Here is a 24037-nt window from a genome sequence, read left to right as displayed (position 1 = left end):
GCAACCAGCTTCTTGAAGAAGTCTTGGTGCGGGACGGAGGTTTACGGATCAGTAAGTGCCGATTTCGGCCACCGCGAAGTGTGCCTGCGAACGCGTCACGATGGATATTCCGCACGAGGGCGTGCAATTTCGGCCACGCCTATACTCCGGCCCGAATGCTGAACTGGTAGTTCAGCATTCCACTTCCTCTTCGCGGAAATGCACCGGTACACCGCAAGGCGGTGAGGGGTCGGCCGGGCCGGCTCCGATGCCGTGTTCACATACGGCGCGTGGCGGCCGTCTCAGCTGCGCTTGAAGGCAGCAGCCACCAACCATCCGTCCAGGCAGGGGATCAGGAACTCTCGACGGCCGTGGCGATGCCCAGCGCCATCAGGACGCCGGCGGCGGTCCGCTCCAGGACCGTGTTCACCCGCGGGCGCCGCAGCCAGGTGAGCGTCCGGGCCGCGAACACCGCCACCAGCGTCAGCCACAGCGCGGCGATGGCGGCGTCGATGACGCCGAAGGCCAGGGTCACCGACAGCGTCGAGTGGCCGTCGGGCAGGAACTGCGGGACCACCGCCACGAAGAAGACGCCCACCTTGGGGTTGAGCAGGCAGCTCAACAGCCCCTGGCGGAAGGCCCGTCCGGCGGTCGGGGCCGGGGCGGACGATTCGCCGGACAGCTCCGGGCCGCCTCCGGCACCGCGGCGGCAGGCCCACAGGCTCTGCACACCCAGGAAGACCAGGTAGGCGGCACCCGCCAGGCGGACCGCGGCGAACGCCGCGTCCCAGCGCTGGAGCACGGCTGCCAGTCCGACGGCCGCGGCCATCGCCCAGGCGAGCGAGCCCGCTGACGCGCCGAGCGCGGTCGCGATACCCGAGAAGCGCCCGCCGCGTACGCAGTTGCGCAGCACCAGGAGGGTGTCGGGCCCCGGAGCCACCGTCACCAACAGCGCGAAGAGGGAAAAGCTGACGAAGGTGGTCGTCACTGCGGGCTCCTGTACTGGCGACGAGCGGGAGCGGAGCTCGGGCCCCGCCCCTGGCAGTTTAGAGCCGTACAAGATCGGCCGGACAGGCACCGGGCGGCAGGGAAGGCCGTGCGGGGGCCGGGCCCGATGTCCGGGCCCGGCCCCGCTTCGCCGGACGGGTTCAGCCCCGCAGGTCGCGCAGCCTGCGGTCGAGGTGGCGGCCGATCTCCGCCAGCGGGCCGTTGCGGGTCATGTCCTTGTGGCGGCAGGTGACGTTGTGGTTCTCGATCGTGCCGTCCACGTAGGGCTTCCAGTCCCGGTGGGTCAGTGCCGCGTCCACGGGGTCGACGGTGGCGGTGAAGAAGAGCAGGTCGCCGTCGAACACCCGGTGTGTCACGCCCTGTTGGAGCACCGCCGACGAGACGAAGGTGTCCATCACCCCCTGGATGGTGGGCGCCGCCAGCTCGGAGAGCACCCCGCCGCGTTCGGCGATGACCGCCATGACGCGCTCACGGTCCAGCGGCTCGTCGTCCAGCTGTGACAGGTCGTAGTGCGACATGTAGAGCAGGGAGCGCAGTGCCTGCTGCTCGTGGTCGTCGGCCAGCTTCTCCCAGGGGTAGCGGGGGTACGAGTCGAGCATCCCCAGCAGGGCGACCTGCTCCCCCTCCTGTCGCAGCCGGGTGGCCATGGTGTGCGCGACGACGCCGCCGTACGACCAGCCGACGAGGTGGTACGGGCCGTGCGGCTGGACCTGCCGGACGTGCTCGATGTACTCGGCCGCCATGTCCTCCAGCGAACCGGCCGCCGGCAGCTCCCCGGTCAGCGCCCGGCTCTGGATGCCGTACAGCGGGCGGGCCGCGTCGATGTGCTGGCGCAGGCCGGCGAACGGCCAGCTCAGGCCGGACGCCGGGTGAAGGCAGAACAGCGGTGGCAGCTCGCCGTCGGTGCGCAGCGGCAGCAGGACGCCGAGCGCCTCGCGGCTGCCCGCGCCCGAGGCGCCGGGCGGTGCCTGGCCGTCACGGTTGTCGAGGTATTCCGCGAGGCCGGACACGGTCGGGCGGGTGAAGAGGTCGAGCACCGGTACGTCCCAGCCGAGCCGGGTGCGCAGCGCCGTCTGCACCCGGGCCAGCAGCAGGGAGTGGCCGCCCAGGTCGAAGAAGTTGTCGTGCGCGCCGACCTGTTGCACGCCCAGGGCCTGCTCCCACACCTCGGCGACCATGCGCTCGGTGTCGTTGCGCGGCTCGGCGTACGGGCCTGCGGCCCGCGCGCCGTCGGATGCCGCCGCCTCGTCCGCGCGGGCGGCGAGCGCCTTGCGGTCCACCTTGCCCGAGGTCATCAGCGGGAACGCGGGCACCAGGTGGCACTCGCGCGGCACCATGTACTCGGGAAGTGCGGTGCGCAGCCAGGCCAGCAGTTCGTCGCCCGCCACGGCCGGCTGTGCCGTGTCCGGTGTGTACCAGGAGGCCAAGTGGTCGCCGCCGGGGCCGCCCTTCCGTACCAGCACCACGGCCTGGCGGACGCCGGGATGGCGGCTGAGTACGGACTCGATCTCCTCCAGCTCCACCCGCACCCCGCGGATCTTGATCTGGTTGTCCACCCGGCCCAGGAACTCGATGTTCCCGTCCGCGCGGTAGCGGGCCAGGTCGCCGCTGCGGTACAGCCGGGCGCCCGGTTCGCCGGAGAAGGGATCGGGGACGAACGAGACCGCGGTGCGCCGGGGGTCGCCGAGGTAGCCGCGGCCCAGCGGGACGCCGCCCAGGTACAGCTCGCCCGGCACCCCGACCGGCACCGGGTTCATCGCCGTATCGAGCACATGCACCCGGGTGTTGGGGTTCGGACGGCCGATGGTGATGCCCGCTTCGGCGTCGCCGCGGTAGACCTGGCAGGTCACCCCGATCGTGGTCTCGGCGGGCCCGTAGCCGTGGTACATGGTGGCGTCGCCCAGCCGGTCACGGAAGCGCCGGAAGAGTTCGGGGGTGAGCACTTCGCCACCGCACCACACATGCTTGAGCGAGGCGCCGGCCGTCGCGATGTCGTCGCGCTCCAGCATGATGTCGAGGATCGACGAGACGATGTAGACGAAGGCGATCCGCTCGCGTCCGATCAGCTCCAGGAGGTGCGCGACATCGCCCTCGCGTCCCGCGTCGGCGACCACCAGGGGCGCGCCGGCGGCCAGCGGCAGGAAGATCTCGTTGACGGAGATGTCGAAGGTCAGCGGCGCCTTGTGCAGCACCGGATCGTCCGGGGTGAGGCCGAGAAGACCGATCTGCCAGGGCAGCCGGTTGCTGATGGCCTGGTGCCTGATCATGGCGCCCTTGGGGGTGCCGGTCGACCCCGAGGTGTAGATGACGTACGCCAGGTTTTCCGGGTCGAGGGGGACGCCCGGGTCGCTCTCGGGCTGTCCCGCGAACCAGTCGCCGGTCAGGTCGAGTTCGACGGGGGTCACCGTGTCCGGCAGGCCGTCCGCGTCCTCCGCTGTGGTGAGGACGGCGACCGGCCGCGCGTTGTCGACGATGCCGGCGATCCGCAGGGCGGGCCACGTCGGTTCCAGCGGGACGAAGGCGCCACCGGCCTTCTGTACGGCGAGCAGGCCCACGACCATCTCGGCGCTGCGCGGCAGATGGATGCCGACGGTTTCCTCGGGCCCGACCCCGAGCTGGGCCAGGTGGTGTGCCAAACGGTTGGCCAGGACGTTGACCTGACGGTACGTCAGGCGGTGCGGCCCTGCGATCAGCGCTTCCCGGTCCGGGTGCAGGCGGGCCTGTTCCTCGAACATCTCGGGGAAGCTGCGCGGGTCCACCGGCGCGGCGGTGTCGTTCCAGTCGTGGACCATCGTGGTCCGCTCGGCGTCGGAGAGGATCTCCAGCCGGCTGAGGGGCAGCTGGGGATCGTCGACGGCCTGCCGCAGCAGCCGCAGCAGCCGTTCGGTGAGGGCCTGGGCGGTCGACTCGTCGAAGAGGTCGGTGGCGTATTCCAGGAATCCCTCGATGCCGTCCCCGCCGGGTGTGTCGCTCAGCGACAGGGTCAGGTCGAACTTCGCGGAGCCGTTGTGCACCCGGACCGGCCGGGCCGAGATCCCCGGCAGCCGCGGGTCGGGGCGCCCGGCACCGTAGGAGAGCATGACCTGGAACAGCGGGTGGCGCGCGGGCGAGCGCGTCGGGCGCAACTCCTCGACCAGCCGCTCGAACGGCACGTCCTGGTGGTCGAAGGCGGCGAGGTCACCGGCCCGCACCCGTGCCAGCAGCTCGGCGAAGCCGGGGTCGCCCGAGGTGTCGGTGCGCAGGACCAGGGTGTTGGCGAAGAATCCGACCAGGTCCTCCAGGGCGCGGTCCGCGCGGCCCGCCACCGGGCTGCCGAGCGGGATGTCGCTCCCGGCGCCGAGGCGGGTGAGCAGGGCGGCGAGCCCGGCCTGGAGGGTCATGAACACCGTCGCCCCGCAGTGCTGCGCCAGGGCCCGCAGTTCCTGGTGCAGGTCCGCGTCGATGCGCACCGGGACGCAGGCGCCGCGGTGACCTGCGACGGCCGGGCGGGTGCGGTCCGTCGGCAGGTCGAGCTGGTCGGGGATGCCGGCCAGCCGCTCGGCCCAGAAGGCGAGTTGAGTGGCGGTCAGGTCGCCCTCGTCGGCGAGCAGTTCGCGCTGCCAGAGGGTGTAGTCGGCGTACTGCACGGGCAGCGGGGCGCGCCGTGGGGCGGTGCCTTCCCGCCGGGCCGTGTAGGCGTCGGCCAGGTCGTCGGCCAGCGGGGCGAGCGACCAGTCGTCGCCTGCCGAGTGGTGCAGCAACAACAGCAGCACGTGGTCGTCGGGTGTGGCGCGCAACAGCCGGGCGCGCAGCGGTAGATGGCCGGTCAGGTCGAAGGAGAAGCGGGCGGCTGCGGCGAGTTCGGCGTCCAGGTTCTGCGGTTCGACGTCCAGGACGTCCCATTCGACGGTGGCCTGCCCGGCAGGTAGCACGAGTTGGTACGGGTCGCCGTCGTCCGGCGGGATGACGGTGCGCAGGCTCTCGTGCCGTGACACCAGGTCCGCCACCGCCCCGCGCAGCGCGTCGGCGTCCAGCGGGCCGGTCAGCCGCAGCGCCAGCGGAATGTTGTAGGTGGGGCTCGGTCCCTCCATGCGGTGCAGGAACCACAGCCGGCGCTGGGCGTAGGACAGGGGCGTCCGCTCGGGGCGGGTGGCCGGCACCAGCCGGGGGCGGGCGGGGGCCGCGGTGTCCAGGCGGGCGGCCAGCGCCGTGGGGGTCGGTGCCTCGAACAGGTCCCGGACGCCGATGCCGGTGTCCAGCGCGTCGCGGACCCGGCCGACCAGGCGGGTGGCCAGCAGCGAATGCCCTCCCAGCTCGAAGAAGTCGTCATCGGGGCCGACCTGCGCCACGTCGAGCAGGTCGGCGAAGAGCCCGCAGAGCACCTGTTCCCGCACGTCGGCGGAGCGGCGCTCGGCGCGGTTGCCGGGGAGGGCGCCTGGTGCGGGCAGCGCGGCGCGGTCCAGCTTGCCGTTGGCGGTCAGCGGCAGGTCGTCGAGCACCACGACGGCGGCCGGCACCATGTGGCCGGGCAGCAGGCCGGTGGCGTGGCGGCGCAGTTCGGCGGGGTCCGCTTCGGCGTCCGGGTGCGGGACCACGTAGGCGACCAGCCGGTCGCCCGTGGCGGGGTCCGTGCGGACGACGACCGCGGACTGTGCGGTTGCGGGGTGGCTGAGCAGCGCCGCCTCGATCTCGCCCGGTTCGATCCGGAAGCCGCGGATCTTGACCTGGTCGTCCGCGCGGCCCAGATGGTCCAGGCGGCCGTGCGGGTCGCGGCGGGCGAGGTCGCCGCTGCGGTACATCCGTGCGCCTGGCGGGCCGTAGGGGTCGGGCAGGAACCGCTCGGCGGTCAGCCCTGGCTGCCCGAGGTAGCCGCGGGCCAGTCCGGCGCCCGCCACGTACATCTCGCCGACGGCGCCCGGCGGGACCGGGCAGAGCGCGCTGTCCAGCAGCCGTACCCGCAGGTCCGGCAGGGGGAAGCCGATCAGCCCTGTGGCGTCGGGGGCGGCGTCGGAGGGGCCCAACTCGCGGTGGGTGACGTGCACGGTGGTCTCGGTGATGCCGTACATGTTGACGATCCGCGGGGCGCCTTCGGCGTGCCGCAGGTACCAGTCGGCGAGCGCGGCGGGACGCAGCGCCTCGCCGCCCAGAATGATATGACGCAGGGTCAATTTCTTTCCGGCATCGGGTTCTTGGGCGTCCGCAGCGGCCAACTGCCCGAAGGCGGTCGGGGTCTGGTTGAGCACCGTGACCCGTTCGTCCACCAGCAGCCGCAGGAATTCCGCGGGTGCGCGGCTGACGGTGTACGGCACGACCACCAGCCGTCCGCCGTGCACCAGCGCGCCGAACAGTTCCCAGACGGAGAAGTCGAAGGCATAGCTGTGGAACAGCGTCCAGGTGTCATCGGCGCCGAACCCGAACCAGCGGCGGGTCGCCGACAGCAGGCGCACCACGTTGCGGTGCGGGATCACCACACCCTTCGGCACGCCGGTGGAGCCCGAGGTGTGGATGACGTACGCGCAGTCGGTGTCACGCGCCCCGGCGATGGACGGCGCGGTCGCCGGGTGGCCGGCGAGGGCCGCGCGCACCGCCGGATCGTCCAGGGCCAGCCGGTCCTGCGCCTCCTCCCCCACCAGCGGCCCCGCCGTGGCGTGGGTGTCGGTGACGAGCAGCGCCGGGCGGGCGGTGCGCAGTACGGCGGCGGTGCGGGCGGCGGGCTGGTGCGGGTCGAGGGGCAGATAGCCGGCGCCCGTCTTGAGTACGGCGAGGATCGCGGTCACCAGCTCCGCCGAGCGGGGCAGCGCCAGAGCGACCAGGCCCTGCCGGCCCACGCCCCGTGCCAGGAGTTCGTGTGCCAGCCGGTTGGCATGTGCGTCGAGCTGCCGGTAGGTGAGGTGGTCGGCGCCGTCCACCACGGCGACCGCTTCGGGGCGGGCCCGCACCTGCCTGGCCACCAGTTCGGTCAGGGTGGCGCCGGACTGCGGGCCGGGGTCGTCCGCCGCGTCGGTGGTGGCCGCGAGTTCGGGCACGTCCGCGCGTTCCTGGTCGGCCACGGTGTCCAGGAGGCCGATGGGAGACTGCGGGGCGGCGGCGAACGAGCCCAGGAAGGTCAGCAGGCGGGCGTGGTGCGCCGCCGCTTCCGCCTCGCCGTAGAGCGCCGGGTTGGCGTCGACGGCGAGGTCGGCACTCTCCCCGTGCGGGTCCTCGCGGAAGCTGATGGTGAGGTCGTCCACCGGCCCTGCGGACAGGTGGTGCACCTGTGCCCGATGTCCGTCGAAGCGCAGGTCGGGCGCCGTCATCCCGACGTTGACCAGCGGGCCGGTCAGCCGTCGTCCGGTGGCGGGCAGGCGCAGGTCGCGGCGGATGTCCTCGCCGCGGTAGCGGGCGTGCCTGCGGACGTCGCGCAGCCGTAGGGTCACCTGCCTGACGAGTTGCGCGGGGGTCAGCGACGGGTCCAGGGAGAGCGTCAGCGGCAGGACGTTGACGGTGGTGGCCGGGATGCGGGCGGCGGCCGAGCCGAGGCGGCCGGCGAACGGCAGCCCCAGCACGATGTCGGGCCTTCCGGTGACCCGGTGCAGATAGGCGGCGACGGCCGCGAGCTGGAACTCCGGCCGGGTGGTGCGCAGTTCGTCGACGGCCCGCTCCACCGCGGTGCGCAGCGCCTCGGGTTGTGTCCGCCGGGTGCGCAGGAAGCCGGGCGATGGCGGGGCGGTTCCGGTGGCCAGGCCGGCCGGTTCCGCCGCCCCGGCGAGCGCCGCCCGCCAGTGGTCCCGGTCGCGGTCGAAGCGGGCCGATGCCCGGTAGTCGGCTTCCTCGGTGAGCAGCCCGTCGAGCCCGGCGAACCGCGGGAGCTGCGTCTCGCCGCCGCGCACCGAAGCGGTGTACAGGTCGGCGACCCGGCTCTCGACCATGCTGAAGCCGTAGCCGTCCAGGGCGATGTGATGGCACATGAAGTACCAGAGGTGCCGGTCGGTGCCGAGCCGGATCAGGGCGTTGCGCACCAGCGGCCCGGTGCCGAGGTCGACCGGCCTGCGCAGGTCGTCGCGCATCCATTCCAGGGCGTATCCGAGCGGGTCGGGGCGGTCCGTGGCGTCGATCCGCAGCAGGGTGGCAGCCGCGTCATCGGCGGTGTCGCCCGCCAGGACGGCGACGGGTTCGGCGCCGGTGCCGCGCTCGGTGAAGCGCAGTCGCAGCGAGGGCGCCTCGGCGACGGCGCGGTGCAGCGCCGCCGCGAAGAGGTCGGCGTCCAGCGGTCCGGACAGCTCGACGTATTCGGCACAGTTGTAGGCCGGGCTGTCCGGGTCGCGCTGCTGGGCGTACCAGATGCCCGACTGGGAACCCGTCAGCGGCTGTCCGTCGGCAGGATCGATCATGACGGGCGACTTCCATTTCTCTGGTCGGGTGCGGCGGGTGCGGCGGGTGGGTCGGCAGGGCGGCTCAGCCGGCCGGCTGTCCCGGCTCGGCGGTCAGGCTGCGGGGACGCATGTCGGTCCACACGCGCTCGATGTGGGTGAGGCACTCCTCGCGGTCCCCCTGCACGCCGGTGCCGTGCCAGCCGGCGGGCAGCGGGCGCCAGGCGGGCCACAGTGCGTACTGGCCCTCGTCGTTGACGACGGCGGCGTACGCGTCCGTGCCGTCGGGGGCGGTGGCCGCTGAGGGGGTGGCGCTCGTGTCGTCGGTCGGCTTCATCGTTGGCGCTCCGGGGTCTCGTCGTCGGCCGCCAGGGGCGGGCGGTGCTCCCGGCCGGCGCGGAAGGGGCAGGCGGGTACGGTGCCGTCGGGGGTGTCCGCCAGGAAGTACTGGCGCCACTCCAGGTTGCCTTCCTCGCCGTAGTTGCCCAGTTCGGGCGCGGGTTCCATGCCGTCGAACCGGCGGATGCGGTTGCGGATCACCTGCCGCGCCTTGGCGCCGCGCGGGCTGTCGGCCTCCAGGCCGTCGAAGACCCAGCGCGGCTGGAAAGTGATCATGAATCCCTGGCTGTTGCGGCTGTGCCGGGTGACATGGCTCGGGGTGTTGCAGACGACGAAGATCTCGGTGCCGCCGAAGCTGAACTCCCACATCAGCTCTTCGGGGTCGGTGGGCACCCCGGCGGGCCACGGCTCGGGGTCCTTCTCGTGCAGGAACTGGAGCACCGACCAGAACCGCTGGAAGTAGTCGTCCAGGGACAGGGCTTCGTCGTCAGGACGGAAGAAGACGACCAGCGAGGTGTCCTTGCCGAGGTCCTGGTAGCAGTCCAGGTAGTCGCGGAGTATGTCGACGAGCGGGCCCCACGTACCGTCATCGTGCGGGCTCTCGACGAAGCCGTAGCGCAGTGCGCGCTTCTTCGCGGCAGCCACCGCGAAGGTGCAGGGGAACGGGTTCTCGCTGCTGAGCAGGGTCGATATCAGGTCCCGCGCGACGGAAGGGCCCCACGCGGGTGTGGTGCCTATCGTGCAGGCCGTGAGTTCCGCCTCGTCGAGGGGATCGGCGGGTTTGCGATTGTCGTCAAGGGGGGTGGGCACTGCTGGAACTCCATCCCGGGAAGGCCGTGGCGCGCCCGGCCCGGCGGGTACGCCGGCGCGAACGGGCAGCGCGTGGTGCGGCGTTGGCGCGCACGTCACCGGCCGGGCGCGGCGCCGGTGGGGCGCCCGGCCGGTGGTCGAGGGTCAGAACTGCTGGTACATCTCTTCGGGAATGATCGGCTGGTGGTAGGTGCACTCGCCGGAGAGCACCGTCGAGCCGTGCAGCCGGGAGACGGGGATGAGTACCTTGTCGCCCTCGTTGAACTCGATCTTGTGCGTGGTGTTGTTCCAGAAGTGCATCTGGCCGCGCTCGACCATGACGAGCCGGTGCTCGTTGTGCACGTGGGTCGTGGAGGTCTCCTCGTTGCTCTCCACGAAGGTGTCGAGGTCCACCTCGATCCGGTTGTCGTCGATGTGCTTGCTGAGCGCCTCCGCCTTGCGCTGGTGCAGCTCGATGCTGTCGGCCCAGAGCAGCTGCTCGGTGAGGTCCTCGTCCCAGAGCTGGGCGAACCAGCGGGCGTCGGCGAAGCCCTGGTGGAAGCGGTCGACCGCCTGATCGCCGTACAGGGCCTTGAGCGGCAGCACCAGGCGGTCGACGAGTGCGTCGAGGTCGGATTCCCGGACGGCGCCGAGGCCGTCGAACAGGCCGGTGCGCAGGCCGAGTCCGTCCTCGAAGACCTCCGCGAAGCGCGGCCCGTCGGCCGCCTCCTCGATCTTGTGGTGCAGCATCGCGCCCAGGAACTCGGGGTACTTCTCGCGGTTGTGCGACAGCCAGTGCAGGTGGTTGCCGCGGGCCAGCGAGGTGCCCAGGTAGAGCTGCCAGTAGGCGGCTGCGGTCGGCTTCAGCTCGGCGGCGTCCAGCAGGGCGCGGTACTCCTCGTGCTGACCCGCCCAGGTGCGGTAGTCGTCGAGGAGCAGGGTGCGGACGCCGGGGTGCGTGGCGTCGTACTCGCCGAGTGCGGCGCGGCCCGTGGCGGCGCGCGCGGCCGGCAGGAAGGCGCTGAGCTGGAGCATCACGAAGGTGGCCGCCGCCTTGCGGTCCTTGGTGCCCAGGGCCGTGGTGAAGGCCCTGCCGGGTTCCGCGAGGCGCTGCTGGTGGTGCTCGCGGACCTCGCGCTTGAGGTGGGTGAGGTCGCTGCTGCCGAGGGGCTTGCGTTCGCCGTCGAGCAGGGTGAACAGGTGCTGTTCGAGTACCGGCGCGGCGAGGGCGGAGAGCATCCGGTTGCGGTCGTTGTAGAAGGCCGCGCCGTCGGTCTCGGGGGCCGTCCCGGCGGTGGGCGGCAGGTAGAGCAGGCCGCTGTCGTAGACGTTGCGCAGCATGCGGTGGCCGAGGAGTGCGCTCAGCTTGAGTGCCTTGGCGGCCGGCATCGGCTTGCTGTAGTTGAGCCAGGCGAGGTCGTCGGGACGGACCGGGCGCCGGTAGGGGTTGTCCTCGGTGGTGAGTTCCTCCCATTCGGCCGCGCGGAAGGCGGAGTTGGCGGCGAACGCCTTGACGATGCTGTTGGAGTCATCGGGGTCAAGACCGGCGAGTATCTCTGAATGGTCGAGCGGCATGACGGTCCTCCAGGCGGACAGGTGGGTGCGACCTGCGGGCATGACAGGGCAACGGGCGCCGCAGAGCCCGACAACGGGGCGGCGAACGAACTTAGGTAAGCCTTGCCTTGGTTTTCGTTGTCGTCAAGTGGTCCTGCCCGAAAGGGAATCGGAGCCACGGCATCCAACGGCCCGAGCACGGGCATCGCGAGGGACCGCGCGCCGCACCGGACCCGGCGGGCACGCGGTCCCGGCACCGCGGACAAATCCGCAGGTCAGCCCAGGGACTTGGCCAGCTTTGGCAGCAGCTTGTCCATGGCCCACGGGATGCTCAGCACGCTGGGCGCGCTGCTGGCCTGGGAGAGAGTGCGGTCAACGGGCGCATAGGCACCGCTGCACACCGACGGCAGCTTCTTGAACACCGCGTTGGACTCCAACTGCTGACGGTCCTTCGGAGTGTTGAACCACACGATCAAGGCGTCCGACGTCAGCTCGTCGAGGTGCTCCATGCTCAGCGAGTTGGCGAAGGTGTTCATCTTCGCCGCCTTGCCGACCAGCGGATCGAGCGTGAGGCCGACCTGCTCCAGCACCTTCGTCCGGTCGTCCTTGTACAGCACCACACGCCCGTTGGCCGCCTGCGGGAAGGTGTAGAGAAAGGTCTTGCCCTTGAGCTGCGGGTAGGTCTCGGCGTCCTTCTTCAGGCCGGCCTTGACGTTCGCGACGGCCCGCTCGGCCTCCTTGCCGCGGCCAACCGCCTTGCCGATCAGCTTCGTCTGCTCCTCCCAGGGGGTGCCGTACGCCTCGCGCCCGGCCGGGTAGGCGACGGTGGGTGCGATCTGCTTCAACTTCCCGTAGTCGGCGGCGGTCAGGCCGGACTGGACGCCGACGATCAGGTCAGGACGCAGTGCGGCGATCTTCTCGATCGGATACCCGTCGGTGGTGTTGAGCACCTGCGGCCGGGCACTGCCGAGCGCCTTCTGCGCCCACGGGCCGACGCCGTGCGCAAAGCTTTCCTCGGTCTTTACTATCGCCACCGGCTTCACCCCGAGGGCGAGCAGCGCGTCCTGGTCGCTCCACCCCAGAGCGACCACCCGGCGCGGAGCCTTGGGGATCTCGGCGTCGCCGAACTTGGTGTGCACGGTGGCCGGGAAGGCGCCCGCGTCGGCCTTGGGGGCGCCGCCCGCCGCATCCGCGTCACTGTCCGCCGACTGCCCGCACGCGGTCAGCGTCGCGGCGGCGAGCAGCAGGGAGCAGGCACCCAGGAGAGCGCGACGCGATCTCGATGCGGATGTGGGGCTGTTCATGGTGGTGGATCCCTTCTCGGTGCACCGCGCTGCGGGCGGGCAGCACGGCAGGAGGCGCGAGCCGGCGCCATGCATTGCTGGTGGAGAGAAGGTTAGGCTAACCTCACCCTTCGTGTCCCAGTCCGCAGCAACTCCGATACGCCCGGCCGAAGTCGAGGCCGAACCCGGGCCCGCCGTCCGCCGGCGCTCCACGTCCACCCGCGTCACGGGACTCGTGGTCTGCCTCGGACTCCTCGGCCTCGTCGTGCTGTTGAGCATCGTGATCGGCGCCAAATCCATCCCGTGGTCGCAGGCGTTCGACGCCCTGTTCCGCTTCGACGGCAGCAACGACCAGCTCGTGATCCGCCAGGAACGGCTGCCGCGCACCGAATTGGGCCTGGTGGTCGGGGTGGCCCTGGGCCTGGCCGGAGCGCTCATGCAGGCGCTGACCCGCAATCCGCTGGCCGACCCCGGTCTTCTCGGGGTGAATTCGGGCGCCTCCGCGGCCATCGCCTTCGGCATCGGCTACGTCGGCCTCCAAAGCACCCTGTCCTACATCTGGTTCGCCTTCGCCGGTGCCGCGCTCGTCTCCGTGCTGGTCTACCTCCTCGGCTCCGCCGGGCGGTCCGGCGCCACCCCGGTGCGGCTCGCGCTGGCCGGCACGGCGGTCACCGCCGCCCTGACGGCGTTCACCACCGCGGTGCTGATGCTCAAACCGGCGGCCTTCGACCAATTCCGCTACTGGAACGTCGGATCCGTCGTCGGCCGGAGCAGCACCGTCATGTGGCAGGTGCTGCCGTTCATCGCGCTGGGCGTGCTGCTCGCGCTCGGTCTGAGCCGCTCGCTCAACGCCGTCGCGCTCGGCGAGGACACCGGCCGCGCCCTGGGCGCCCACATCGGCCGCACCCGGCTGCTGGGCGCCGTGGCCGTCACCCTGCTGTGCGGCGCCGCCACCGCGGCCGTCGGCCCGATCGGCTTCATCGGTCTCGCCGTCCCCCATCTGGCACGCGCCCTCACCGGCCCCGACCAGCGCTGGGTACTGCCCTACTCCATGCTCCTGGCCCCCATCCTGCTGATCGGCTCCGACGTCCTGGGCCGGATCGTGACGCGGCCGGGAGAGCTCGAAGTCGGGATCGTCACCGCCTTCTTGGGCGCTCCGGTCTTCATCGCTCTCGCCCGCAGCGGAAGGATCACTCAGCTGTGACCGTGCTCTCGCCCCGCGGGGCCGGTGCCGAACCACCGGCCGCGGCCCGCCCCTTCCGCGTTCTGCGCCTCGCCGATCTGGTGACGGTGCGGGTACGGATCCGCAGTGTGGTGGTGTGCGTGGCGCTGCTGGCGGCCGTGACCTGCACCGGTCTCTACACCCTGACCACCGGCGACTACCGGATCCCGGTCGGCGACGTGGTGCGCGCCCTGCTCGGCGGCGGTGACCAGGCCACCCGGTTCGTCGTCGGCGAACTGCGGTTGCCGCGCCTGCTCACCGGAATCCTGGTGGGCGGCGCGCTGGGCGCATCAGGCGCGGTCTTCCAGAGCATCACCCGCAACCCGCTGGGCAGCCCCGACGTCATCGGCTTCGGCACCGGCTCCGCCACCGGCGCGGTCATCGCCCTCGTCCTCGCCCACGGCTCACCGCTCGCGGTCTCCGCCGGTGCGGTGGCCGGCGGCCTGCTGACCGCCACCGCCGTCTACCTCCTGGCCTTCCGGCGCCGTTCGGTACAGGGCTTCCGGCTGATCCTGGTGGGCATCGGCGTCACCGGCATGCTGACCGCCTTCAACCAATGGCTGCTCACCCGCGCCTCGTTGAACGACGCGGTGACCGTCCAGGTGTGGCTGACCGGCAGCCTCAACGGCCGCGGCTGGAGCCAGGTGGTGCCGCTCGCCGTGGCGATGGCCGTACTGCTGCCGCTCGTCCTGCTGCTCAACCGGGGCGGCGACCTGCTCGAAATGGGCGACGACAGCGCCCACGCACTCGGCCTGGCGGTGGAACGCACCCGGCTGCTGATGGTGCTCATCGCCGTGGCCCTGGTGGCGGTGGCCACCGCGTCGGCCGGGCCGATCACCTTCGTCGCGCTGGCCGCCCCGCAGGTGGCCAGGCGGCTGACCCGGGCACCTGGTGTGGGCATCGGCGCGGCAGCCGCGATGGGGGCGCTCATGATGCCGGTCAGTGACCTCGCCGCCCAGCGGGCGCTGTCATCGGAACTCCCGGTCGGGGTGGCCACCGGAGCGGTGGGCGGCATCTATCTGGTCTTCCTGCTGTCCCGCCAGTGGCGCCGGGGACGCTGACACCCCGTCACAACAACGGCCGGTGGCATCACCGTCCTGCCCAGAACCCGACATGCCGACGACAACAGACGCTTGGGGAGACCTATGGTGGCCCGTACGGCCGAGGCTGAACCGGAAAGAGTGACCGACGCGGCGACGCGGGGTCACCAGGAAGCCGAAGACGACATCGGCGCCGGACCCGAACCCACCGAACGGGGCGTACTGCGCTGGGCGTTCCTGCGCCGTCGCCGCTGGATCGTCGGAGCCGCCGTCTTCACCGCACTCCACCAGATGTGCGAGGCGGCGGTCCCGGTGCTCATCGGCGCGGTCGTCGACCACGCGGTGCGCGGCGGCGGAGTCGGCGACCTGGCCCTGTGGATCGGACTGCTGGCCGCCCTGTTCCTCGCACTGACCGCCGCCATGCGGCTCGGCGGGCGCTGGAACCGCCAGGGCAGCCAGGGCGCCGCCCACGACCTGCGGATGGTGGCGGTCGCCCGGATCCTCGACCCCCGCGGCTTCGCGAACGGGGCCCGCAGCTCGGGCACGCTGCTGAGCACCGCCACATCCGACACGCTGCGCATCGGCCTGGGCAACCGCGCCTGGGTCATCGGCTCCGGCGCGTTCGCGGCCCTCGCCTTCGGCGCCGTCGCCCTGCTGCTGACCTCCGTACCGCTCGGCCTGCTGGTCCTGCTCGGCCTGGTGCCGCTGCTGGCCGCCACCCGGCTGCTGGCCAAACCCCTGAGCGCACGGGGCAGCGCCGAACAGGCCCAGGTCGCCAAGGCGACCGGCACCGCGGCCGACCTGGTGCGCGGCCTGCGCATCCTGAAGGGCATCGGCGCGGAGTCCGCCGCCCAGGGGCGCTACCGCACCGCCAGCCGCAGCGCGCTCGCCGCCACCGTGCGCGCCGCGCGCTGGGACGCCGGCTACCGGGCGGTCACGCTGCTGCTCAACGGGCTCTTCCTGGCCGTGGTGACCTGGGTCGGCGCCCGGTTCACGGTCGAAGGCACCATCTCCATCGGCGAGTTCGTCGCCTCCGTGGGGCTGGCCCAGTTCCTGATCGGCCCGAGCAACCGCTTCGGCGGCGCGATGAGCCTGCGTGCGCGGGCCCGCGGTTCGGCCGGCCGGCTGGCGGCCCTGCTCTCCGAGCCGTACGCGGTGGCGGACGGGGAGCGCACCGCGCCCCCGCCACCCCCTGAGGAACTGGCGATCGACGGGGTGAAATACGGCCCTGACCTGCGTCTCGACCTGCGGGTCGAGTCCGGCACCGCCCTCGGGATCGTGGCCCCCGACCCCGCGGACGCCGCCGCCCTGCTCGACGTGCTCGCACTGCGCACCGTGCCCGACGAGGGCCGCATCTCCCTGGGCGGCATACCGTTGACGGACCTCGAACTCGGCGCGGCCCGCAGCGCGTTGCTGGTGGCCGACCACGACGCGGACCTCTTCGACGCCACCGTCACCGAGAACGTCGCGGTCTCCGGCCGGCCCGAGCGGGTGGCAGCCGCCATGGCAGCGGCCGACGCCGACGAGGTCATCCGGGCCCTGCCCGATGGCGCGGACAGCCGTATCGGCGAACGCGGCCGGACGCTCTCCGGCGGCCAGCGGCAACGCGTGGCGCTCGCCCGCGCGCTGGCCGCCGACCCGCCCGTCCTCGTGCTGCACGAACCCACCACCGCGGTCGACGCGGCGACCGAAGCCAAGATCGCGACCGGACTGCGCGAGCTGCGCACCGGCAGGACCACGGTCCTGGTGACCACCAGCCCGATCCTGCTCCAGAGCTGCGACCGGGTGGTGCTGCTGGCCGACGGAGCCGTCCAAGCCACCGGCACACACCGCGAACTGACCTGTGACCAGCCCTCCTACCATGCGGCGGTGATGGCATGACCTCGTCCGTGCAGGACCCGTCCGACACGAGTGCGGGCGGCGGCCGGGAACTGCTGCCGACCGCCACCGCCGCCGAGGTCAGGGCCGGCCTCCTGAGCCGGATACGCGCCCGTCCGGTGCGCCCGGTCGCCGCCCTGGTGCTGATCGTCGCCGGGGTGTCGGCGGGACTGGTCGTCCCCCGGGTGCTCGGCCACGTCGTCGACCTGGTGGCCGCCGGCGGCCGGGACACCTCCGCGGTGACAGGCCCGGTCGCCCTCGTCGCCGTGGCCTGCCTCGTCCAGGCGCTCTGCAGCGGCTGGGGCAACGCCCTGGTCGCCCGCAGCGGCGAGGAGATACTCGCCGACATCCGTGAGAGCGCGCTCGGCCGGGCACTCGCCGTGCCGCTGGAGCGGCTGGAACGCTCCGGCATGGGCGACCTGGTCTCCCGGGTCAGCAACGACATGGCGCTGCTGGCCGAAGCCGTGCGCAGCCTGGTCCCGCAACTGGCGGGCGCGGTCCTGGAGATCGGCCTGACCATGGTCGCGCTGCTGCTGCTCGACTGGCGCTTCGCGCTGGCCGCGCTGCTGGTGATCCCGCTCCAGACCTATGCCGTCCGCTGGCTGCTGCGCACGTCCCGCCCGGTACGGCGCGCCGAACGGATCGCGCAGGGCGAGCAGGCGCAGACCATCCTGGAATCGGTCGACGGCGCACACACCGTACGGGCCTTCCAGCTGATACCCGAACGCCTCGCCGCAGCCGCCCGCTGCTCCCGGGTCACCCGCGATCTCGCGCTGCGCTCCACCCGGATCGGCACCCGCTTCTTCGGCAAGCTCAACGGCGCCGAGTGGACCGGTCTGAGCGCGCTGCTCGTCGTCGGCTACGTGCTGGTGCGCACCGACCACGTCGGCATCGGCACGGCGAGCGCCGCCGCCCTCTACTTCCACCGGCTGTTCGACCCCATCAACGGACTGCTGTCGTCCTTCGACGAGGTGCAGTCCGCCGGGGCCGCCGCCACCCGCGTGATGGGCCTCGTCGGCCTGAAGGAGTCCGACGCCGGCACGCCGGAACACCCGGCCCTCGCCTCCGGCGCCACCGTCGAACTGCGCGGCGTGAGCCACTCCTACGTCGCAGGCCGTCAGGTGCTGCGAGGGGCGGACATCCGTCTGGTCGCCGGTGAGCGCGTCGCCGTGGTCGGCACGACCGGCGCGGGCAAGAGCACTCTGGCGCGCCTGGCGGCCGGGGTGCACCGGCCCACCGAGGGCCGGGTGCTGCTGGGCGGCACTCCCCTGGACGAGATGCCCGAGCAGGTGCTGCGGCGCACGGTGGCCCTGGTCAATCAGGAGACGCACGTCTTCGCCGGCTCGCTCGCCGACGATCTGCGGCTGGCCAGGCCGACGGCCGACGAGAGCGAACTGCTCGACGCGCTGGAGACGGTGGACGCCCTCGACTGGGCGCGGGGACTGCCGCAGGGTCTCGACACCCGCATCGGGCAGGGCGGCCTGCGGCTCACCGCCGTCCAGGCACAGCAGCTGGCGCTGGCCCGCCTGGTGCTGGCCGACCCGCCCGTCGCGGTGCTCGACGAGGCCACCGCCGAGGCGGGCAGCGCCGGTTCGCGCGTGCTGGAGGCGGCGGCCGAACGCGCGCTCAAGGGGCGCACCGCGCTGGTGGTGGCCCACCGGCTCACCCAGGCGGTCCGCGCCGACCGTGTGCTGGTCCTGTCCGACGGCCGCATCGTCGAGCACGGCACCCACGACGAACTCGTGGCCGCGGGCGGCGGATACGCCGCACTGTGGGCGGCCTGGTCCGGCGCCAGGGCGTAGGCACACGAAGGCCCCGTGTCCTGCCCTCCAGGGGCCGGACACGGGGCCGACGGCGTTCAGTTGCTCGCGGGCACCGCGGCGCTGTCGTCCTGGTCCTCGGTCAGCCCACGGCGCCAGTAGCCCTTGAAGCACACCGCTCCGCGGTCGACGCCCCGTTCGGAGACCAGATGGCGCCGCAGCTGCTTGACGACGGACGCCTCACCGGCCAGCCAGAAGTACGGTACGGCGGACGGCAGTTCGGCCTCGCGGAGCGCATCCGGCAGCGGCGAGGGACCGTGGCCGCGGTGCAGCCAGCGGACCTGCGCCGCGCCGGGCAGAGCCTGCTCCTCGTCGGGGCCCGACACCTCCGCGAACACGTGGACGGGCAGCTCGGGCGGGAGCCCTTCGAGGATCGAGGCGATCGCGGGCAGCGCGGTCTCGTCGCCGGCCAGGACCACGGAACCGGTGCCGGGCGGCGGCCGGAAGTCGACGCCGCCGGCGTCCTCACGGGCCGGCCCGACGAGAAGAACGCGGTCACCGGGGCGCGCGGCGGCGGCCCAGCGACCGGCCGGACCTCCCTCGCCGTGCAGCGCGAAGTCGATGTCCACCTCGTCCGGTTCGGTGCGCTGCGCGCGAAAGGTGTAGGTGCGCAGGACGGGCCTGGTCTCGGGCGGCATCGACCGCCAAGCCGCGTACCACCCGGCCCCGTTCGCCTCTTCCGGCACGAGTGGTTCGGTCTGCCCTGCCACCGGAAGGAGTATCTTTCCGCGCTGGTCACGGTGGCCCGTACGGAAATCCGCGAGCGCCGGGCCGCCGAAGGTGATCCGCACCATGTGCGGGGTGAGCCGTACGGTGTTCTCCACCTGGACGGGGAAGACACGGAACGCCGCTTGGACGGGGGGCGCGGTGGTGGATCCGGCTGCCATGGGCGTATCTCCAGGTAGATGACGGATGGTGAGGACGGGCCCGCTCGGTGCGCACCGCCCCAAAGTTCACCGATTCAGGTTAGCCTACCCTTACCTACAACGGGAGTGTGAGGCGAAACTCGCGACTCCCCCTCCTACGACGACCCAACCTCCGCACCCCGGTGCCGCGTTGCTCGGCGCTCACCCATGACGACGGCGAAGGAACCGACCGGCACCGGGGCCGCAACGCGCGAAGGAGCGCAGTGATACCGGACCCCGGAAACAGGAGTGCCGTGCGGGAACCGTCCATGGCAAGGCCCGACGCGGACCTCTACCGCCAGTCTGTCGCCCTGTTCGCGACAGGCATCGTCGTGGTCACCGCGGATGACACCGGAGGCCAGCCGCACGGCGCGACCGTGAACAGCTTCACCTCCATCAGCCTCGACCCGCCGACCGTCATGATCTCCCTGAAGAGGGGCAGGACCCACGGGCTGATCTCCGCGAGCGGCTGGTACGGCGTCAGCGTGCTCGCCCGCGAACAACGGGATTACGCCACGCACTTCAGCGGCCGGCGCAACCCGTCGTGCGAGCCCGTGTTCCTACCCGGCGACCGCGTCTCCACCCTCGACGGGAGCCTCGCACGGTTCGAGTGCGAGGTGACGCGGGAGGTGGAGGTCCACGACCACACCCTGTTCGTCGCCCGGGTGCATTCCCACACCCCGGCCACCAAGGGATCCCCTCTGGTCTTCTTCGACAGCCGCCACAACCACGACCTGCACCTCGGGTGACCCGGCGGGGCGGTCCGCGACGCTGCGCCACCCGACGCATCCGTCAGGCGTCGGGATCCGGCCGCTCCCTCGTGCCGAGCAGCGCAAAAATGCCCGCCCAGCGGTCAGTTCGGGATGTCCGCCTTGAACTTCTTGGTCAGGTCGGCGCCGCGGATGACGCCGTTGGTGTGGTAGAGCAGGCCCCAGGCGCTGATGGCGGAGCCGTCGGCGAACATGCACAGGTCGTGGAGGCTTTTGTTCCCTGCGCCTTTTTCGGCCCAGCCGCCGACGTCGGGCTTGTCGCTGTACTTCCAGGTGCCGCCTAGCTGGGTGCAGTAGTCGTGGGCCGGCTGGCCGGTGCCGCCGCCTTGGGGCTTGGGCTTGTTGACGTACGCGAGTGCGGCGAGGGTGGGCTTGTCGGCGGAGAGGGTGTCGGCGGCGATGACCATTTCGCTCTTGTCCTTGGCGACCCAGCGACAGAATGCGCGTTCCCCGCCCAGCGGAAGGGCCTGCCCCTGCTGGCCCACCCAGGGGACGTAGGTGGCCGGTTCGCCGCCCTGCTTCGTACACCACTGGGCAGGGGTCTCGGCCTTTGTGGTCGGGCTGGCGCTGGCCTGCGTCATCGTCAGCATCGCTGCGGCGGCGGTGACGGAGACGAGTGCTGCGGTACGAGCGCGCATCGGATGCTCCTGGGGTGGGGGATGAGATCGCGCACAGTGTGAGGCCGGTCACGTGTACACGTCAATGGGGCGCCGGAAGGCGGCGTGGACGGTCGCGTCCCGCGGCTTCATCCGCTGCCCGACGCCGACCCGGCCGCGGTGACGGGCGGTGGCCCGGGGCCCGGAGCGCGGCGGGGAAGCCGGTCCGGGCCGCGGCGGCGGGGGCTCATTCCGCGCCGGGCAGGGACAGTTCGAGCAGCAGCGTCGGCGCGCTGGCCCCGGACATCTCGCACATGAAGCCGCGGGGCGCGTAGACGGCCTCGCCCGTACGCAGGCGCACGCTCAGCGGGCCGGGACGTGCACGGGCGGTGGGCGTGGAGCCGCGCCCACCGGCGTCGAAGGGGCTTGCGCTGAGCCGCAGTGCGCCCCGTACGGTCAGCAGGAGCGTGTCCCACTCCGTCCGGTACGCGACCTCGGGCCGGCCGTCCGGCGGCTGCCCGGCGAGCGTCCGCCAGGCGACCGTGACCGGTTCGCCGAGCCGGTCGGCGAACCGGTCCGCCAGCCGGGCCGCGAGGGCGCGGGCCGGGGGGCCGCGGCCACTGTCGGGTACCGGGGATCCGGCGGGCCGGTCCGCCACGCTCCGGGCCAAGAGGTCCGCGCCGCGCGGCCACACCACGACGAGCTGGTCGCGGCCGTACGCCGCCAGGGACAGCTCCACGTCCAGGAGCAACAGGTCGAGCTGACCGTCGGGCAGTGGCATTCCGTCCGTCCTCCTCACGCGCAGCGGTACGGGCGGACGACCCGGCGCGGCGCGCCGCCCGCCCCTTCACCCGAGCGTCGTCACCGCCTGCCGGACGGTGCGTACCGCGGGGCCGGCGCGCAGCCTCCCCAGCCGCTGTCGGGGTCATCGGGTGCGGTGCCGTGCTCCACGGTCACGAGAGGCAGTTGCTGTGTCATGGTGTGCGCACTCCTTCTCGAAGTCATCGGGCGGGGCCGCGCGTTCGGCGGCCCGCCGTCCTCGTCGTCGATTCTGGACGGGCGCGGGGCCGGTCAGCGCGCGCCGGTCCGCTCACCTAGTTGCAGGCCACCAAGGACCACGGGGAAGGAAACGGGAATAGCGGATGTTTGCCGCACGGGACGGGCATCCTCGGGCGGTGCGCCCGGTTTCAGGCGGACGGTTCGCCGGCCGGTGCGAAGTCCCGCATCCCGCGCAGCGGTGAGCACAGCACCCAGAGCGCGGCGAGCCCTGAGCCTGCCGCGGCGATCCACAACGTCGGGCGCACACCGAGGAGTTCGGCGAGTGCGCCGCCGAGCAGGGCGCCGGCGGTCAGCGCGCCGAAGCCCATGAAACGGACGGTGGCGTTGACCCGGGCCAGCATGTCGTCGCGGCAGGCGGCCTGCCGGTAGCTGACCTGGGCGACGTTGTAGACGACGTAGCCGTACCCGGTGACGAGGAGCCCGGCGAGCGCCGGTGCGAGCAGGTGCGGGCCCGCCGCGGGCACCAGGAGCAGCCAGGGGAAGGTGGCGAGCGGCACCAGCCACACGGCCCGCGCCTGGCCGACGCGCCGCACGACGTGGTGCGCGGACAGCGCCCCGAGTACACCGCCGACGCCGACCACGCTCAGCGTCGCGCCGACGGCGGCGTCGGACAGGCCGAGGGTGCGCGTCAGGAAGAACACCTGGACGGCGCCCAGGACGCCGTTGAACAGGTTGGCGGTGGCGGTGCAGGCGGTGATCGCGCGCAGGGTCCGCTCCCGGGCGGTGAAGCGCAGGCCCGCGTGGATCTCGGCGAGGAGCGGCCGGTGCCCGCCGGGGTCGGGTGCCGCAGGGTCGGGTCCGTGCACCCGGCCCAGCAGCACCGTCGCCGCCAGGTGACCGAGCGCCGTACCGGCCACCGGCAGGGCGGGGCCCGCGAGTTGGACGAGGGTGCCGCCGATGCCGGGACCGGTGATCTGGGCGAGTGACTGGCTGGACTGGAGTCTGGCGTTGCCCTCCAGGAGCCGGTCGCGGTCGACCAGTACCGGCAGGTGGGACTGATAGGCGACGTCGAAGAGGACCGCGCAGACACCGCACAGCAGGGCCACGACGACCAGGTGGGGGACGGACAGCGCGCCGTACCACCAGGCCAGGGGGATCGTGCACATCAGCGCGGCGCGGGCGAGGCCGGCCCGGCGCATCAGACGCCGCTGTCTGGCCCGTGCGACCCACACCCCGGCGGGCAGCCCGATCAGCAGGTAGCCGGCGGTCTCGGCGGCGCCGAGCAGGCCCATCTCCAGCGGGGTGGCCGCCAGCGTCGTGGCGGCCACCAGGGGAAGGACGGTGTTGCCGACGTACGTGCCGAACTGGCCGACCGTGTCCGCCGCCCAGAACATCCGGAACGCCCGGTGCGCGAACAGGCCGGCCGGGCGGGACGCGGTGGCCTCGCCCGGCACGCTCACCGGGCGGCTCGCGGCGCGGCGGCCATGACGTCGGCGAGCACCTGGACGGCGTGGTCGACGTCGTCGGCGGTGACGCCGGAGTGGGTGGCGGCGCGGATGCGGTCGCGGCCCAGTTCGGCGATCCGCACGCCGCGTTCCCCGGCGCCCGCGAGGAAGGAGGCGGTGGTGTGCGTGGTGCGCTCGGTGTCCACGGCGAAGAGGACCATGTTGGTGCGCGGCGGCTCGGGGTCGAGGCGCAGGCCGTCGATCTCGGCGAGGCCGGACGCCAGCCGGACGGCGTGGGCGTGGTCGTCGGCGAGCCGGTCGACCATGTCGGTCAGCGCGACGATGCCGCAGGCGGCGATGAGTCCCGCCTGGCGCATGCCGCCGCCCAGCATCTTGCGGTAGCGGTGGGCGGCGGCTATGGACGCCTCGTCGCCGACCAGCATCGAACCGACGGGGGCGGACAGCCCCTTGGACAGGCAGAACTGCACGGTGTCCGCGTGCGCGGCGATGTCGGCGGCCGGTACGCCGAGCGCGAGCGCCGCGTTGAAGATCCGGGCGCCGTCCAGGTGGAAGGCGATGCCGTGGTCACGGGCGAGGGCGGCGGCCCCGGCAAGGTAGTCGAGGGACAGCGGGACGCCGCCGCGTCTGTTGTTCGGGGTCTCGACGCTGAGCACGGCGGGCAGTGCGAACTGCGGGTCGTCGGCGTCGACTTCGCAGGCTGCCGCGACGGCGTCGAGCGGCAGGCTGCCGTCGGCCGCGGTGGGCACCGGCTCGTAGACGATGCCGCCGAGCACCGCGACGCCGCCCGCCTCGTACACGTAGATGTCGGACTCGGCGCCGACCACGGCCTTGCCGCCGCGCGGGCTGTGGGTGAGCAGCGCGGCCAGGTTCGCCATCGTGCCGCTGGGCATCAGGCAGGCGGCGGGCTTGCCGAGCAAATCGGCGGAGAGTTCCTCCAGTTCGCGCACGGTCGGGTCCTCGCCGTACACGTCGTCGCCGAGGCGGGCCCGGGTGGCTGCCTCCAGCATGCGGGCCGTGGGCAGGGTGAAGGTATCGCTGCGCAGTTCGACGACAGGGCTCAT

The 24037-nt window shown here is 72.6% G+C and carries 16 protein-coding genes; 5 read left to right on the top strand and 11 right to left on the bottom strand.

The window, feature by feature from the left end:
* Positions 1-331 precede the first annotated feature (331 nt).
* From ACIBK8_RS09045 to ACIBK8_RS09020, 6 genes are all read right to left on the bottom strand, one after another.
* Entirely contained in the window at positions 332-967 is a 636-nt protein-coding gene (locus tag ACIBK8_RS09045) for a LysE family translocator (RefSeq protein ID WP_399041012.1), read from the bottom strand.
* Positions 968-1127: 160 nt separating this feature from the next.
* Entirely contained in the window at positions 1128-8336 is a 7209-nt protein-coding gene (locus tag ACIBK8_RS09040) for an amino acid adenylation domain-containing protein (protein ID WP_399041011.1), read from the bottom strand.
* 64 nt (positions 8337-8400) lie between these two features.
* Positions 8401-8652 (bottom strand): MbtH family protein, encoded by a 252-nt coding sequence (locus ACIBK8_RS09035; protein ID WP_393685078.1) that lies wholly within the window; start codon positions 8650-8652, stop codon positions 8401-8403.
* The gene (locus ACIBK8_RS09030) at positions 8649-9464 is read right to left on the bottom strand and encodes a YqcI/YcgG family protein (protein WP_399041010.1); all 816 of its coding nucleotides are present in this window, start codon (positions 9462-9464) and stop codon (positions 8649-8651) included. The genes ACIBK8_RS09035 and ACIBK8_RS09030 overlap by 4 nt, the downstream gene beginning before the upstream one ends.
* Before the next feature lie 144 nt (positions 9465-9608).
* Positions 9609-11018, bottom strand: a complete 1410-nt coding sequence (locus ACIBK8_RS09025) for a hypothetical protein (protein ID WP_399041009.1) — start codon at positions 11016-11018, stop codon at positions 9609-9611.
* A gap of 254 nt (positions 11019-11272) precedes the next feature.
* Positions 11273-12301 carry an iron-siderophore ABC transporter substrate-binding protein gene (locus tag ACIBK8_RS09020; RefSeq protein ID WP_399041008.1) on the bottom strand — a complete coding sequence of 343 codons (1029 nt, stop codon included), beginning with the start codon at positions 12299-12301 and terminating at the stop codon, positions 11273-11275.
* Between the two features lie 112 nt (positions 12302-12413).
* Between ACIBK8_RS09020 and ACIBK8_RS09015 the strand changes: the two genes are divergently transcribed.
* From ACIBK8_RS09015 to ACIBK8_RS09000, 4 genes are all read left to right on the top strand, one after another.
* The gene (locus ACIBK8_RS09015) at positions 12414-13484 is read left to right on the top strand and encodes a FecCD family ABC transporter permease (protein ID WP_399041007.1); all 1071 of its coding nucleotides are present in this window, start codon (positions 12414-12416) and stop codon (positions 13482-13484) included.
* 2 nt (positions 13485-13486) lie between these two features.
* Positions 13487-14563 carry a FecCD family ABC transporter permease gene (locus tag ACIBK8_RS09010; RefSeq protein WP_399041220.1) on the top strand — a complete coding sequence of 359 codons (1077 nt, stop codon included), beginning with the start codon at positions 13487-13489 and terminating at the stop codon, positions 14561-14563.
* 84 nt (positions 14564-14647) lie between these two features.
* Positions 14648-16423 (top strand): ABC transporter transmembrane domain-containing protein, encoded by a 1776-nt coding sequence (locus tag ACIBK8_RS09005; RefSeq protein WP_399041006.1) that lies wholly within the window; start codon positions 14648-14650, stop codon positions 16421-16423.
* Positions 16420-18222 (top strand): ABC transporter ATP-binding protein, encoded by a 1803-nt coding sequence (locus ACIBK8_RS09000; protein WP_399041005.1) that lies wholly within the window; start codon positions 16420-16422, stop codon positions 18220-18222. Before ACIBK8_RS09005 ends, ACIBK8_RS09000 begins: the two co-directional genes overlap by 4 nt.
* Before the next feature lie 56 nt (positions 18223-18278).
* On the opposite strand, the gene ACIBK8_RS08995 is transcribed toward ACIBK8_RS09000, so the two are convergent.
* Positions 18279-19127, bottom strand: coding sequence for a siderophore-interacting protein (locus ACIBK8_RS08995; protein ID WP_399041004.1), 849 nt, complete (start codon positions 19125-19127; stop codon positions 18279-18281).
* A gap of 287 nt (positions 19128-19414) precedes the next feature.
* Between ACIBK8_RS08995 and ACIBK8_RS08990 the strand changes: the two genes are divergently transcribed.
* Positions 19415-19894: a flavin reductase family protein gene (locus tag ACIBK8_RS08990; RefSeq protein ID WP_399041002.1), complete on the top strand. Its 480-nt coding sequence runs from the start codon at positions 19415-19417 to the stop codon at positions 19892-19894.
* Between the two features lie 104 nt (positions 19895-19998).
* Here ACIBK8_RS08990 and ACIBK8_RS08985 read toward each other — a convergent pair whose 3' ends face one another.
* The 4 genes from ACIBK8_RS08985 to ACIBK8_RS08970 form a co-directional block, all read right to left on the bottom strand.
* Positions 19999-20553: a hypothetical protein gene (locus ACIBK8_RS08985; RefSeq protein ID WP_399041000.1), complete on the bottom strand. Its 555-nt coding sequence runs from the start codon at positions 20551-20553 to the stop codon at positions 19999-20001.
* A gap of 205 nt (positions 20554-20758) precedes the next feature.
* Complete coding sequence (locus ACIBK8_RS08980) at positions 20759-21292, bottom strand: hypothetical protein (protein WP_399040999.1); 534 nt, start codon at positions 21290-21292, stop codon at positions 20759-20761.
* Between the two features lie 406 nt (positions 21293-21698).
* Positions 21699-22970 (bottom strand): MFS transporter, encoded by a 1272-nt coding sequence (locus tag ACIBK8_RS08975; RefSeq protein WP_399040998.1) that lies wholly within the window; start codon positions 22968-22970, stop codon positions 21699-21701.
* On the bottom strand, positions 22967-24037 hold the full coding sequence (locus ACIBK8_RS08970; protein ID WP_399040997.1) for a GntG family PLP-dependent aldolase: 1071 nt from the start codon (positions 24035-24037) through the stop codon (positions 22967-22969). Before ACIBK8_RS08970 ends, ACIBK8_RS08975 begins: the two co-directional genes overlap by 4 nt.

The sequence above is a fragment of the Streptomyces sp. NPDC050161 genome, from assembly GCF_044460025.1.
Classification (GTDB): Bacteria; Actinomycetota; Actinomycetes; order Streptomycetales; family Streptomycetaceae; genus Streptomyces.
This window is presented reverse-complemented; position numbering and strand designations above follow the sequence as displayed.